10 protein-coding genes are annotated in these 14,544 nt (G+C 70.5%); 3 read left to right on the plus strand and 7 right to left on the minus strand.

All coding sequences use genetic code 11. The features are described 5' to 3' along the window. Positions 1–109 precede the first annotated feature (109 nt). The gene (locus ATC03_RS03205; protein WP_084003246.1) at positions 110–496 is read left to right on the plus strand and encodes an SIP domain-containing protein; all 387 of its coding nucleotides are present in this window, start codon (positions 110–112) and stop codon (positions 494–496) included. A gap of 9 nt (positions 497–505) precedes the next feature. On the opposite strand, the gene ATC03_RS03210 is transcribed toward ATC03_RS03205, so the two are convergent. From ATC03_RS03210 to ATC03_RS03235, 6 genes are all read right to left on the minus strand, one after another. After that, complete coding sequence (locus tag ATC03_RS03210; protein WP_067873019.1) at positions 506–904, minus strand: RidA family protein; 399 nt, start codon at positions 902–904, stop codon at positions 506–508. 68 nt (positions 905–972) lie between these two features. After that, a complete protein-coding gene (locus ATC03_RS03215) occupies positions 973–1,773 on the minus strand; it encodes an amidase domain-containing protein (protein WP_067873022.1) in 801 nt (266 codons plus the stop codon). Positions 1,774–1,845: 72 nt separating this feature from the next. Beyond that, positions 1,846–2,514, minus strand: coding sequence for an ABC transporter ATP-binding protein (locus ATC03_RS03220; RefSeq protein WP_067873025.1), 669 nt, complete (start codon positions 2,512–2,514; stop codon positions 1,846–1,848). Positions 2,515–2,609: 95 nt separating this feature from the next. Continuing rightward, the gene (locus ATC03_RS03225; protein ID WP_067873028.1) at positions 2,610–4,163 is read right to left on the minus strand and encodes an ABC transporter permease; all 1,554 of its coding nucleotides are present in this window, start codon (positions 4,161–4,163) and stop codon (positions 2,610–2,612) included. Positions 4,164–4,387: 224 nt separating this feature from the next. Continuing rightward, a complete protein-coding gene (locus ATC03_RS03230) occupies positions 4,388–5,005 on the minus strand; it encodes a hypothetical protein (protein ID WP_227820220.1) in 618 nt (205 codons plus the stop codon). Between the two features lie 178 nt (positions 5,006–5,183). Beyond that, positions 5,184–11,222 (minus strand): ThuA domain-containing protein, encoded by a 6,039-nt coding sequence (locus ATC03_RS03235; RefSeq protein WP_161490306.1) that lies wholly within the window; start codon positions 11,220–11,222, stop codon positions 5,184–5,186. Positions 11,223–11,558: 336 nt separating this feature from the next. Between ATC03_RS03235 and ATC03_RS03240 the strand changes: the two genes are divergently transcribed. Beyond that, the gene (locus tag ATC03_RS03240) at positions 11,559–12,299 is read left to right on the plus strand and encodes a response regulator transcription factor (RefSeq protein ID WP_067873038.1); all 741 of its coding nucleotides are present in this window, start codon (positions 11,559–11,561) and stop codon (positions 12,297–12,299) included. Then, complete coding sequence (locus tag ATC03_RS03245) at positions 12,296–13,834, plus strand: sensor histidine kinase (protein ID WP_084003249.1); 1,539 nt, start codon at positions 12,296–12,298, stop codon at positions 13,832–13,834. The genes ATC03_RS03240 and ATC03_RS03245 overlap by 4 nt, the downstream gene beginning before the upstream one ends. A gap of 82 nt (positions 13,835–13,916) precedes the next feature. Here ATC03_RS03245 and ATC03_RS03250 read toward each other — a convergent pair whose 3' ends face one another. Then, positions 13,917–14,540 (minus strand): hypothetical protein, encoded by a 624-nt coding sequence (locus ATC03_RS03250; RefSeq protein WP_067873041.1) that lies wholly within the window; start codon positions 14,538–14,540, stop codon positions 13,917–13,919. Between the last annotated feature and the right edge of the window lie 4 nt (positions 14,541–14,544).

The following is a 14,544-nucleotide window of genomic DNA, read 5'->3' on the forward strand; positions in this document are numbered from 1 at the left end:
GGCCGGGCGCAGCTGCGTGCCGGCTGAACATCTCGGCGCTCGTCTTGCCCTTGAGGTAAGGCTTACCTAAAGTGGACTCGGAACCCTACAGTCGACGAAAGGCCGGTCCATGGTCAGCAGGATGCGCCCGCCCGCACCGCCCGCGGCACGCGTGCTCATGGCCGGCGACACGGGCGACCTCGCCGCGATCCGCTCGCGGCTCGCCGACTGCGACCCGAATGCCACCGGACTCGTGTTCATCGAGGCCTTCAACGCCGTGCAGATCGTGCACCTCGACGTTCCGGCGGGCGTGGGCGTGCACTGGGTCTTCCGCGAGAACGTGCTGGGCACGGTCGCACCCCGCGGCCGGGTGCTCGTCGCCGCGGTCGACGCGTGGCTCGACGAGTGGATGCGCCCCGAGGGCGGGGTCGAGATCGCGATCTGGCTCGGCGCCCGTTCGTCCGACCTCGTCACCGCGTACGCGAGCCGACTCGACCGCGAGCTCGCCGCGATCTAGCCGAAGGCCCTACGCGCTCACCGGGATCGCCGCGATCGCGCTCACCTCGACGACGAACGCTGGGTTGGCGAACCCCGCCACCTGGATGACCTGCACGGTCGTCGCGTGCCGGCCCCAGACCTCGGCGGAGGCCTGATAGCCCTCGGTCGCGTCGGCGCCCGCGACGAGCGTGATCGTGAGCGACACGACGTTGGTCTGGTCGGCGCCCGCCTCGGCGAGCACGGCGAGCAGGTTCTGCATCGCGCGGCGGGTCTGCGGCCCGAGGCCGCCGTCGACGACGACTCCGTCGGCATCGACGCCGTTCTGTCCGCCCACGTAGAGGGTGTCGTGCGCCCCGGTCACGAGCACACCCTGGCTGAAGGCCGGGCTGCGGTGCAGCGACGGCGGGTTGAGGTGCGTGATCTCCATGGGTCCGGTCTACGCCTGCCCACCGACATCCGCACGCCCGTGACATCCGCACATCGGTACAGGGAGACTCAGCCGGCGATGCTCCAGTAGGTCGCGACCCCGCCCGGGTGCATCTCGGAGATCGCGTAGTCGACCGAGCGGTCCCACGTGGCGTCGGTGTGGCCCGCGTAGAGGATGTCGATCGAGCCGTCGTCGTTCGTCACGACCGCGGTCACGATGCCGGTGTGGTCGCGGTCGCCCGAGTCGTCCCAGTCGAACTGCACGATGTCGCCGATCTTCACCTGGTCGCGCTGGTCGTCGGTCAGCATGGTCGCGAGGTCAGGCCGTGCCTCGAGGTACTCCATGAAGGCGGTCGAGCTGCGCCACGCCGCCGAGCTCGAGTAGGCGTCCCCGACGGCGTACCACCACTCGTCGTCCTCGACCCAGCCGCGCGCGATGAGCGACTGGCTCGCGAAGTCCATGCAGTCGTTCTCGTCGATGAAGCCGTACTCGTCGCTCCACGTCGACTCCCAGTTGTCCTCGACGTACTGCATCTGCGCCGAGATCTCGGGGCTGAGCGACGCCCAGTCGAGCTCGAGTCCGGAGTCGGGTGCCGCACTCGCGTGCGCCTTGGCGGCGGACTGCTGCACCTCGACCGAGTCCTTGGCACTTTCTGCGGGCGAGGGTGCGGCGCCCTGGGAGGCCGACGCCCAGCCGATCGCGACGAATCCGCACCCGACGGCGAGCACGGTCACGACGGCCGTGATGGCGAGCGCACGCCGACGGCGGAACATGCGGCGGCGGTCGGCATCCGTCATCTCGTCGGCATTCGCCAGCTCGGCGGGCTCGGAATCGTCGCGGGGGGCTGAAGGCGTTTCGGGATGGGACATCACTTCGACGGTAGGTGTCGAGCCTGTGCATCCCCTCCGTGCCTTGCTCGGCATGCCCGGCATGGCCGCCGGTCAGCGCTCGGTGACCGTGCCCGCCTTGATGTGCAGCCGTCGCTCGGCACGCCTGGCCACGGCCGAGTCGTGGGTGACGACGATGAGCGTGAGCCCGCGGTCGCGATGCAGGCCCTCGAGGATGTCGAGGATCTCGTCGCGGGTCTCCTCGTCGAGTGCGCCCGTCGGCTCGTCGGCGAGCAGCACCTCGGGCTCCTTCACGAGTGCGCGGGCGATCGCGACGCGCTGCTGCTGCCCGCCCGAGAGCTCGGCCGGCAGGTGACTCGCGCGGTCGCCGAGCCCCACCGAGGCGAGCGCCTCGGCGGCCCGCTTCGCGCGGAGCTCGCCCGAGATGCCGAGCGGCTCGAGTGCGGTCTCCACGTTCTCCTGTGCGGTGAGCGTGGGGATCAGGTTGAAGTTCTGGAAGACGAACCCGATCTCCTTCGCCCTGATCTTCGCGAGCCGGCCGTCGGGCATGTTCGAGAGGTCGTCGGCCCCGATGGTGATCGTGCCCGACGTCGGCCGGTCGAGCCCGCCGAGCATCTGCAGCAGGGTCGACTTGCCGCCGCCGGTCGGGCCCTGGATCGCGACGTGCTGGCCGGCGCCGATCGCGAGGTCGACGTGCTTCAGCGCGTGCACCGTGCGGTTGCCCTGCCGGTAGGTCTTGGTGAGGTTCGTGAGCGTGTACATGATGTCCTTCGATTCGGTGGGGGGGCGGATGCCGGTGGGGGGCGGATGCCGGTGGCGGGCGGATGCCGGTGGCGGGCGTCAGCCGGTGGCGGGCGTCAGCCGACGCTCCGCAGGGCCTCGGCGGGTCGCAGGCGCGAGGCCCGCCATCCGCCGATGGCCCCCGCGAGCAGGCCGCCGAGGATCGCGATGCCCACGGCGATGGCGATGACCGACACCGTGATCGGGGCGTTCAGCGCGACCTCGGTCGTGGCCGCCGCGGTCTGGCCCATCGGGCCGCCGAACGAGCGCCCGCCGCCCGCCGCCGCCGCGTCGCCGCCCGCCGAGCCGCTGCCGCCGCCGCCAGGGCGGCCTGCGCCTCCCGCAAGGTCGAACCCGCCGCTCGAGGCGCTGCCCGAGAGCGTCGGCGCGATGACGTTGATCACGACGATGCCGATCAGGCCGATCGCGATGCCGAGCGCGCCGCCGATGAGGCCCTGCACAAGCGACTCGCCCGCGACCTGGCCGGTGATGCGACGGTTCGACCAGCCGATGGCCTTGAGCGTGCCGAACTCGCGGGTGCGTCGGGTGACGCCCGAGATCGTGAACAGGATGGCGATGAGGAATGCGGCGACGAGCACCGCCAGCGAGAGCCAGAGGCCGAGGTTCGAGACGAGGTCGGAGGCCGTGCTGAGCGAGCCCGAGACGCTCGACGCGAGGTCCTCCTGCGTCGACACGGTCGCGTCGGGCAGCGCGGCCTCGATGTCGGCCTGCACCTGGGCGATGTCGGTCGACGACGCGGCCTGGACGTAGAGGTTCGAGAGCATGCCGTCTTCGCCCGAGAGGGCCTGGGCGACGTCGAGCGGGATGTACACGTTCGACGCGCTCGCCGAGTCCGCGGCGTTCGACGTGACCGTGCCGACGATCTCGAAGTCGGTGCCGCCGATGTTCATGGTGTCGCCCACGGCGAGTTCGGCGCTCGTGGCGTAGTCGGCGTCGAGCACGGCGACGTACGCGCCCGTGTCGTCGGCGTCGAGCGTGCGGCCCTCCGCGAGGGACACGGCCGAGAGGGGGCCGATCGCGTCGGCCGACGGGTCCAGGCCCAGCACGCTGAACGAATCGACGTCGAAGGCGCTGCCGCCTGCGCCGTCGGGTCCGCCCTGCGGGGGCGCGGCCTGCTGGTCGGTGCCGGCGTCGGCGCCCTGATCGGTCGTCGCGCCGCCGTCGGTGCCCTGCTGCCGGCTGAAGTCGGGCATCTCGCCGTTGAACGTCGTGTTCGTGAGCGCGAGGGTTCCGGCTGCCGCGGCCACGTTGTCGACGCCGAGCACGGTGTCGAGCGCGCTCGCATCGAACGTGCTCGACCCGAACCCGGCCATCAGGCGGGACTGGCTGAGTTCGGTCGTGCCGTCGGTGGTGGTGCCGGCGCCAGAGCCGAACTCGAAGCGGGGGCCGCCGCCCCCGCCCTCCTCAGGGGCGGTCGGCGTCTGCGTCACCGTGATGTCGGTGCCGACGCCGTAGACGGACTCGAGCACGGACGCCTGCGCGGCCTTCACGCCGGAGGCGACGGAGTTGACGATGATGACGAGCGCGATCGCGAGCGCCATGCCGATGGCGATGATCGCGGTCTGCCTGCGGCGCCCGGCGAGTTCTCGCCGGAGGTAGGTGAAGAACATGGGGTCCTCTCGTTCGGGGGCGAGCCGAACGTATGGCCCCGTGCTATGGCGTGCCTTTGGCGTTCCTATGGATTCTCACGCGTCGGCGTCGGCGTCGGCGTCGGCGCACGCGTCGGCGTCGGCGTCGGCCTCGGCCGTCGGCGTCGGCCGGCGCGGGCCCGGGAACGCAGTCATGCCGTGGCCCCACGTTCGTGGGACCACGGCATGACGTCGTGCTCGAGCGGTTACTCGAACAGGGAGAGGGTGATCGTTCCGGAGTACTGGCCGGCGCCGACGGTGGAGGGCGTGCGGAGGAACAGGCTCGCGTTCGCCGTCCAGGAGCCCTCCGTCGCGATCTCGCCGGAGTCGAAGGCGCTCGCGAAGAGCTCCTGGTCGACGAGGCCGACGTTGTCGGGGGCGGCGTCGTCGTCGAGCACCGTCTGGACCTCGTCGCCGGCGGCGACCAGTCCGGATCCGCCGCCGTCGATGAGCGCGGGCGCCCACCCGAGGTGGCCGGCGCCGATCGGTGCCTGGCCGGCGTCGCCGGTGAACGCCGTGGCGCTGCCGAGCACGTACCAGGCGGCGCCGTCGGGGATCTCCTCGGCCGAGCGGGTGTCGGTGATCGTGACGGTCGGCAGGGTGCCGGTGAACTGGCGCACGAGCTCGTCCGACCCGTTCTCGGTCAGGTTGACGGCGGTTCCCGCGATGCTCATGGCGAGCACTCCGGGTTCGGTGATCTCGGAGATGGCGACGTTCACGTCGACCTCGCCGCCGCCGTGCGACTGCTCCTCGGCAGCCGCGATGCCGGCCTGGCCGGCCAGCAGCAGTGCGCCGGTCGCGGTCGTGATGACCGCGATGCGCATGTTCCTTCTTCTCATCAGGTTCCTCTTCGCTGAGTTCTTCACTGGGGAGCTCCCGTCATGGCCCCGGTCGGTGACCGGTGATCGAGAGATGGTGACGGATGTCGGAGCGGATCGTTTCGACCGATCCGCGATGGGGCCCGGGGTGGCCGCCGAAGGCGACGGCCACCCCGGACTCCGGTCAACCGCAGCTGAGCGGTTCGTATGCCACCGTGCGGGTGGTGGTCACCGTCTGACCGCCGATCTCGGCGGTCGCGGTGATGGTCACCTCCCCGCCCGGCAGCTGGGCGAGACGGGTCGAGAACGTGTGGAACCCGTTCTTGCCCGGTGCGACGGCCGCGAACGACTTCTCGCCGTACGCCGACGCGAAGGTCACCGAGACCGGCACGTCCTCGCCGTTCGTCGCCTTGGCCGAGAGCAGCGCCTTGCCGGCGATGCACCGGCTCGTCACCACGATCTCGAGGTCGAGCTGGCCAGGCTGGACGACGAGCGACTGGTCGGTCTCGACGTTGCCCGCCGCGTCGGTCGAGCGGAACTGAACCGTCTGCGGCGCCGAGCCGGTCAGGACGACCGGTTCGGTGTAGGCGGCCCATGCTCCGTCGCCGACGCGAACCTCGGTGGCCGCGACACCTGACGTGGCGTCGGTCGCCGTGAGCGTCACGCGGACGCCCCCGTCGACGTCCTCGACCCCCGACGCGGTCGCCGGAGCGACCGTGTCGACCTTGACCGTCGACGAACCGGCGGTCTCGACGTTGCCGGCCGCGTCGGTCGAGCGGAACGCGACGACGACGTCGCCCTGTCCTTCGACCTCGACCGGCTCGGTGTACGGCGACCACGCGCCGCCGCCGACGGAGTACTCCGTCGAGGCCACGCCCGAACCGTCGGCATCCGTCGCCGCGAGGGCGAAGGTCGGTGCCGTGCGGTACCAGCCGTTGCTGCCGTCGGGCGCGGCCGGGGTCCAGGCGAGGGTCGTGACCGGTGCGGTCGCGTCCTCCTGGGCCGCGTCGAGCTCGAACGAGTCGAACTCGACCACGACCGCTTCCTCCTGCTGCGGACCGATCGCCATCAGGCCGAGCCCCCGCAGGGGCTTGTCGAAGGTGATGCCGGTGTCGCCGATCGGCGTCCAGTTCACTCCGCCGTCGCTGACCTCGGCGGTGTACTGGTTGCCGGTCTTCGTGACCCGGATGTACCAGTAGCCGCTTTCGGTGCTGTCGGCGATGTCGACGGCCTGGTTGCCGATGCCGGCTCCGTTCACCTCGCCGGCGATCTCGGCACGCAGGTCGAGCGCGCTTCCGGGGGCGTTGTAGGCGACGACGTCGGACTTGACGTAGTTGTCGTCATCGGCCCACATCATCAGTCCGGCCAGCTGGTAGCGGTGCTTCAGCGGGGCCTTGAACTTCGTGGTCGCGACCCAGTCGCCCTCCGGAGCCTTCTGGAGGATGAAGTTGCGCGGCGACAGCGGGTTGTTGCCGTTGATGTCGCCGGGCTGGGTCGTGATCTTCAGGTGGCCGCCGGCCACTTCGGCGTGGTTGGAGTCGTAGCGAACGCTCTGACCCCAACGGCAGCCGTCGATGGCGGTTCCGTCGAACGCGTCGTTCGCGACGACCGGCTGGCCGGCTGCGGGCTCCGGGCTGAACCGGAACCAGTCGGCCTGCGCCGTGACCGGGGTGGTGCCCAGGTCGCCGGCGGCCATGATGCCGATGCGGGCGTTCTGCTTCAGCTGCAGCTGACCCGTCAGTGCCGTCCACGACTCGCCGTTGGTCGAGTACGCGCCGGTCAGGACCGTGCCGTTGCTCGTCAGCTTGAGGTGGATGGTGGTCGGGAAGTCCGCGGGCAGGGCGGGTGCGGCCGGCGTGGTGCGGGTGCCGCCCGTCTCGCTCTGGAACTCCACGAACCGGCCGCCTGCCTGGTTGCGCACGAACGCGAGCTTGTTGTACTCGTTGTCGTTCTGGTGCACCACCAATCCGGCCCACTGCCAGTGCGAGGTGTGCGACAGCGTGATCTTCGTCGTCGCCTCCCACGCGCCGGCGGGCAGCGGCTTGCTCGCGAAGCTCACCGGACCGGTTCCGGCCTCGTTGATGTCACCGCCGGCCACCGGCAGCGACAGCGTTCCGCCGGACTGCGTGATCGCCGAGCCCGTAGCGCTGCGCAGGTCCCAGGTGGGTGCCATCGCCGGGCCGTCGAACTCATCGGTGAGCGGAGCTGCCGCGCACATGAGCGGCTCGAGCGGCTCTGCCGGCTCCGGCCCTTCGGGATCGGTCTCGATCGCGAAGCCCGAGAAGTCGACCGTTCCGGCTGCCGCAGCGTGCGACACCGTGAACATGCCGACGTCCTGCACCGTCGCGGCGCCGCCCAGTGCGACGGTTCCGCCGACCTGGGTCCACGTCGTCCCGTTCTTCGAGAAGTACGCGGTGTAGTCGGCTCCGGAGCGCTTGAGCTTGACCCACGTGGGGTAGCTCGTGGTGCCGCCCTGGACGGATGCGCTCAGCTGGCCGTTGCCATCGGGATCCGTGAGGAACTCGATGCCGCCGCTCGGGCGGATGCCGACCATCGCGTATCCGGGCGACGTGCCCGGCTGCGCGAGGTCGTTGCGCACGATGAGGCCGGCCTTGGCTGCGCCGTTCGTGTTCTGCTGGGCGTCGATCTTGACGACCGCCTCCCAGCTGTCGTCGCCGCCGCCCGGAGCGTAGAGCGTCGAGTACTGGTCGGTGCCCTGCCACGTGTCGTCGCCCGCTCCGGTGATCCGGAAGCGGCCGTCGCCGATGCGCTCGAACTGGCCGCCGGCGTTCGTGAACGGCACGAGGTCGCCGAACAGCTCGCCGACCTGCGCGACCACGATGCGAGAGGTCTTCGACCGTCCGTCGGCGTTGGTGGCGACGGCGGTGAGCTCGTAGAGCCCCTCCTCCGGCTGCGACCACTCGGCCGAGTACGGTGCGCTCTCGTCGGTGCCGATGGACTCGCCGTCGACGAAGAACTCGACCTTCTCGATGTCGGCGTCGGCGTCGGAGGCCGTGGCCTCGATGGTGACGTCGGCGCCGGGCTCGAGCTCGGCTCCGTTCTCGGGCGAGGTGATGGCGACCTTCGGCGTGCTGTGCGGCGATGCGCCCTGGCCGATCGCCTCGAGGAAGTTGACCTTGATCTCGGCACCCCGGAACACGAGGTAGAGGTCGAGGGACTCCGCCGGGAAGGCACTCACATCGACCGAGACGTCGGTGAACCGGTTGGCACCGGTCTTCGGCACCTCGGCGGTGGCCAGCAGTGCGCCGTCGACGGCACCGGAGCGAAGCTCGATCGAGCCGCCCTCCGTCGCCGCGGAGACGCGGAGCGCGAGCTCGTCGACGCGGTAGAAGTTCACCGGCGCGTAGTGCGCCCATGCTCCGTCGCCACCGACGATCATGCGGTCGCTGTCGACCCCCTCGACGTCACGGCTGGGTGCCGTGACCAGGTTCTCCGACGACGAGTCGAAGAACTCGGCCTGCTTCACCTTGGGGAACACGAGCGTGGTCTGCGAACCCGTGAGCGGGTTCGCCCCGTTCGCTCCGCCGTGATCGGTGTAGCGGGCATCGATCGCGAAGAAGATGTTCTCGTCGGGCGCGTGCCCGCCGAGGGTCGTCTCCGTCGTGCCCGTGAACCCGCTGAGCGGGGTCGTGGGGTGGGCGTGCTCGTCGTGGCCGAGTGCCGGCTGGATGATCACGTCGTCGCCCGAGACCGTTCCGTCTTCGGGGTCGGTCACCGAGACGTCCCACGAGAGGTCGTCACCGAAGTCGAAGAACGACCCGTTCGGCGGCAGCGAGAACTGCACGGTCGGACGCGTGTTGCCCACGGTGATCGGCGCCGTCGTGGTCGCGTCCTTCCCGTCGGGGTCGGTCACGGTCAGGCGGGCGTCGAACACGCCGTCGGCCGTGTAGGTGTACGACGCCTGCGGCGTGGTCGCATCGACCGTGCCGTCACCGTCGAAGTCCCACGCGTACGAGAGTGCCGCGTTCTCGGGGTCGGTCGAGCCCGAGCCGTCGAAGGCGACGGTCAGCGGTGCCGGACCCGAGTCGTGGTCGACCGCGATCTTGGCCATCGGCGAGCGCGAGCCCGAGATGTAGTCGATGCGGTGCACCCCGGAGTTCGGGTTGTCGCGCCCGAATCCTCCACCCCAGTCGAGAACGTAGAGCGAGCCGTCGGGCCCGAACTTGGAGTCGATGGGGGCGAGGAACTGCTCCTGCGGAAGGAACGGAGTGACCTTCTCGACCTGCGATCCCGATCCTGCGGCGGGATCCTTCAGCTGGATCGAGTACATCTTGTTGCGAGCCCACTCGTAGAAGAACGGCTTGCCGTCGTACGAGGCGGGGAACTTCGTGTCGGACTCGAGGGCCGGGTCGAAGTTGTAGACGGGTCCGCCCATGGGGGCGAGGCCGCCGCCCTGGGGGATCATCCCCGGCTCCGACGACCGCTTGTAGCCGTACCACATGTCGGCCGCGCGGGCGGCAGGCAGTTCGGTCAGGCCCGTGTTGCGCGGGGAGTCGTTGACGGGGTTGGCGCAGTCGAAGAAGTCGCCGACCGCAACCGGGTTCTTCGTGTAGTCGACGTTGCGGAACGGCTCGTTGTCGCCCATGCAGAGCGGCCAGCCGTAGTTGCCGGGCGAGGTGATGTAGTTCCACTCGGCGATGCCGGCGGGTCCACGCGTGGCCGGGGCGTCGTTGTTGTTGTCGGGCGAGTAGTCGGCGAGGCTGATCGCGCCCGACGACTGGTCGACCGAGAAGCGGAACGGGTTGCGGAAGCCCATCGCGTAGATCTCGGGAAGGGTCTTGCCGTCGGCGTCGTCGGCCTCGGGGAACAGGTTGCCCTCGGGGATGGTGTACCCGGGGCCGTCCGCCTTCGGCGTGATGCGCAGCAGCTTCCCGCGGAGGTCGTTCGTGTTCGCCGAGGTCTCCCGTGCGTCGTGGAACGTGCCGGGGCGCGCCGAGATCGGGGCGTACCCGCCGGAGGGCTCCGAGTGCGGGTTCACGTCGTCGCCGACACCCAGGTACAGGTTGCCGTCGGCGTCGAAGTCGAGGCCGCCGCCGGTGTGGCCGGGCTCATCGGGGAGTCGACGTGCGGGGACCTCGATGATGAGCTCCTCGGTGGCCGGGTCGATGACCCCGTTCTCCATCGTGAAGCGCGAGACCCTGCTGAAGAAGCTCGACGGGTTCGAATTGTCGGCCGCGTTGGGTGAACGGTAGAGGTAGAGCTGTCCGTTCTCGGTGAAGTCGGGGTCGAGCGCGATGCCGAGCAGGCCGTCCTCACCTCCGGAGTAGACGTCGAGTTCGAGCGCCGTGGTCACGTTGTTCGTGGCCGGGTCCCACACGCGCACCTGACCGCGCACGAGCTCGGTGTAGAAGACGCGTCCGTCTTCGGCGATGTCCATCGCGAACGGCGCCGAGGTGTTCTGGTCGAGTGCGACCTTCTCGAAGCTGTCCCATGAGGTGCCGCCGCAGTCGCCTTCGGCGAGGCCGGCCGCGTACTTCACGCCGCCGACGATGTGGGCCATGAACTTGGGCTCCTGGAAGTGCGAACCGTAGTGGCCCATCGCGGTCGTCCATGTGCGCCCGCCGTCGTACGGCTTGCACCACGAGATGGGGTGGTCGTACCCCATGGCGTTGCCGCCGGCGTCGTAGGTGGTCTCGTCCATCGAGGCGAGCACGTGCGCCGTGCCGCGAACGTTGTTCGAGAAGTTGTACCACTCGTCGGAGCGTTCCCAGCGGGTGTCTTCGAAGTGCTCGGTGGAGGGGTGCGAGTGGTCCTCGATGCGAACCGTGCCCTCCTGGCCCGGGTCGGTGCCGGTCGCGGCGTGGCCGGGCATCAGCGAGCCGACGAGCTCGTCCCACCACGGGTAGTTTCCGCGCATGTCGGTGGCGTTGTGGATGGCGACGATGCCGCCTCCCGCGCGCTGGTAGCGCTCGAGTGCCGCCTTCTGGTCGGCGTTCCACGGGTCGCCAGAGGTCTGGAACATGATGATCGCGTCGAAGCCGGCGAGATCGGCGTCGTTGAAGACCGAGGAGTCCTCGGTGTGCACGACCACCATGTCCTCGGCCTCGAGGGCCGCCTTGATGAGCGGTGTGCCCTTGTTGATGGCGTCGGTGTGACGGAACTGGGTCGTCTTGGTGAAGATCAGGACGTGCCCGCCGTCGTGCGCCTGCGCCGGCGCTGCGACGCCGACGACCACGCCTATCGTGAGGAGAAACGCGAGCATGGCTGCGAGCAATCGCGCCGTGCCCCTGTGAACAGAGCCGATCATGAGACCTCCATTGGCTTCAGATGACACCTCGGCGCTCCCATTGCGACGGCGCACGAAGTCGAGTCTGAATCTATGAGGACTTTTGAATGACAGTCAAGCAAAAGATGAGGATTCGCTGATATGTAACGTCAGTCGGGTTGAAAATCCCGCGCGATCGTCCTCAAAACCATTCCTCGTTCGGGGGACACGCCGGCGTCGGCCGAGCGCGGGATCGGGGTCGGAAACGCCGGCACGCGGCATCCGCTCAAGAGGTTCATAGGAAACGCATAGCGCCGCGCGGATACTGGAGACATGACGACCACCAGCCAGCATCGCGCCCCCCAGATCGCCAAGGGCGACGGATCCATGGTCCGCGTGCTCGTGGTCGACGACGAGCACTCGCTCACCGACCTGCTGAAGATGGCCCTGCGCTACGAGGGCTGGGACGTGCGCACGGCCGCCGACGGCCTCAGCGCCGTGAAGGTCGCCCGCGAGTTCCGCCCCGACGCGATCGTGCTCGACATCATGCTGCCCGACATCGACGGACTCGAGGTGCTGCAGCGCGTGCGCGCCGACGGCACCGAGACGCCCGTGCTCTTCCTCACCGCGAAGGACTCGCTCGACGACCGCATCGCGGGACTCACCGCGGGCGGCGACGACTACGTGACCAAGCCGTTCAGCCTCGAAGAGGTCGTCGCGCGGCTGCGCGGGCTCATCCGCCGCTCGTCGCTGACGCTGGCCGCCGCCAAGGACCCCGTGCTCGTCGTCGGCGACCTCTCGCTCGACGAGGACAGCTACGAGGTCGAGCGCGGCGGAACGCAGATCGAGCTCACCGCGACCGAGTTCGAGCTGCTGCGCTTCCTCATGCGCAACCCCCGCCGGGTGCTCAGCAAGGCGCAGATCCTCGACCGCGTGTGGTCGTACGACTTCGGCGGCAAGGAATCGGTCGTCGAGCTCTACATCTCGTACCTGCGCAAGAAGATCGATGCCGGGCGCGAGCCGATGATCCACACCGTGCGCGGTGCCGGGTACATGATCAAGGCCGCCGGATGACGCGGCCCGGCGACCCCGGGCATGCGGCCGCCGCACGGGCCGATGCCGCGACGCACGCCTCCCCTGCGGACGACGACGCCGAAGCGCACGCGCCCCGATCGCGAGCACCGTGGACCCTGAGCCGACGCCTGCTCACGCTCGTCGCCGGCCTGCTCGTCGCGATGTGCGCCGTCGTCGGCGTCTCGACCGTGCTGCTCTTCCACGCGACCAGCGTCGACCGGCTCGACGCCAGCCTGCGCGCCACGGCCGAGCGCGCCGACGGCGCCACCGGGCCCGGCGTGCCGAGCGATCCGACCGCCACCGTGCGCGAGTTCCTCAGCGTGCCCGGCCAGCCCGACGGCACGCTCGGGGCCGTCTTCGTCGGCCCGCAGTCCGACGCGGCGTACATCACCGAGGGTCAGCTGGTGACGGCGAGCCCCGCCGCGCTCGCGGCGCTCGGCACGGTGCCGACCGACCGCCAGGTGCACAGCGTCACCGCCGGAGAGCTCGGCGATTATCGGGCGCTCGCCGTCGAGACGGGCCCCGAGGTGCGGATCGTGCTCGCCCTGCCCACCGCCGAGGTCACCGCGCTCACGACCCAGCTCGCGGTCACCGTCGCGGTCGTCGCGCTCCTCGGGCTCGTCGTCGCGCTCGTCGTCGGCGGGCTCGTCGTGCGTCGTGCGCTCGCGCCGCTCGAACGCGTGACCGAGACCGCGCAGGCCGTCTCGCAGCGCGCCCTCGACCGCGGCGACGTCGACCTCGCCGAACGCGTGCCCGTCGTCGACGAGCGCACCGAGGTCGGCCGCCTCGGCACGGCGTTCAACCGCATGCTCGGCCACGTTGCCTCGGCCCTCACCGCGCGCGAGCACAGCGAACGCAAGGTGCGCCGGTTCGTGGCCGACGCCTCGCACGAGCTGCGCACGCCGCTCGCGTCGATCCGCGGGTACGCCGAGCTCACGCGCCTGCACGGCGGCGACCTGCCGCCCGACGTGACCCATGCGATCTCGCGCATCGAGGCCGAGTCCGTGCGCATGACCGAGCTCGTCGAAGACCTGCTGCTGCTCGCGCGACTCGACGAGGGCCGCGAGCTCGCGGCGCGCCCGGTCGACCTCGAACGCATGCTCGGCGAGGCCGTCGGCGATGCCCAGGCCGCCGGGCCCGGCCACGACTGGGAGGTGCGGGCGACGGATGCCGCGACGACCGTGGTCGGCGACGAGCCGCGCCTGCGCCAGGTGGTGACCAACCTGCTCGCGAACGCCCGGGTGCACACGCCGGAGGGCACGCACGTCGTGGCCTCTCTCGACCGCGAGGGCGAGGAGGTCGTGCTGCGCGTGGGCGACGACGGGCCGGGCATCCCGCCCGAGCTGCTCGGCTCGCTGTTCGAGCGCTTCGCCCGCGGGGACTCCTCGCGCTCGCGCCGCGCCGGCAGCACCGGACTCGGGCTGGCGATCGTCCGCGCGGTCGTCGAGGCGCACGACGGCGAGGTCGGCGTCGAGAGCGAGCCCGGGTCGACGGTGTTCACGGTGCGCCTGCCCGCCGCCCCGCCCGTCGTGTAGCGAAGCGTCCCGAAAGCGGAACGACGAAGGCCCGCACTCCGAACGGAGTGCGGGCCTTCGCAGCGCCAGGTGCGGCGCGGTGCTACTCGAACAGCGACAGGGTGATCGTGCCGCTGTACTCGCCCGGCGCGATGCTCGCGGGCGTGCGGAGGAACAGCGACGCCGTGGCCGACCACTGCTGCTCGGCCGCGATCGCGCCCGAGTCGAACGCCATCGCGAGCAGCTCCTGGTCGACCAGGCCGACCGCGTCGGGGCCGGAGTCGAGCACGGTGTCGACCGGTTCGCCCTCGGCGACGAGACCGGACTCGCCGCCCGCGAGCAGCTCCGGCGCCCAACCGAGGTGCCCCGCCGCGATCGCGGGCTGCCCCGCGTCGCCGGCGAAGTCGGTCGAGGATCCGAGCACGTACCAGGCAGCCCCGGCGGGGATGTCGTCGGCCGTGCGGGTGTCGGTGACGGTGACGGTCGGCAGCGATCCGGTGAACTGGCGCACCGTCTCGGTGGATCCGTTCTCGGTGAGCGACGTCGTCGCCCCCGCGATGCTCATCGCGAGGATCCCGGGTTCGGTGATCTCCTCGATGGCGACCGTCACGTCGACGCCGTGGTCGCCGTGGTTCTCCTCGGCCATCGCGGCGCCCGCGACGCCGGCGAGCAGCAGCGTGCCGACCGTCACCGCCGAGCACGTGAGGGCGAGCTTCGCCTTGCGCATGTGG

Origin of the sequence: Agromyces aureus (assembly GCF_001660485.1) — a bacterium.
GTDB lineage: Bacteria > Actinomycetota > Actinomycetes > Actinomycetales > Microbacteriaceae > Agromyces > Agromyces aureus.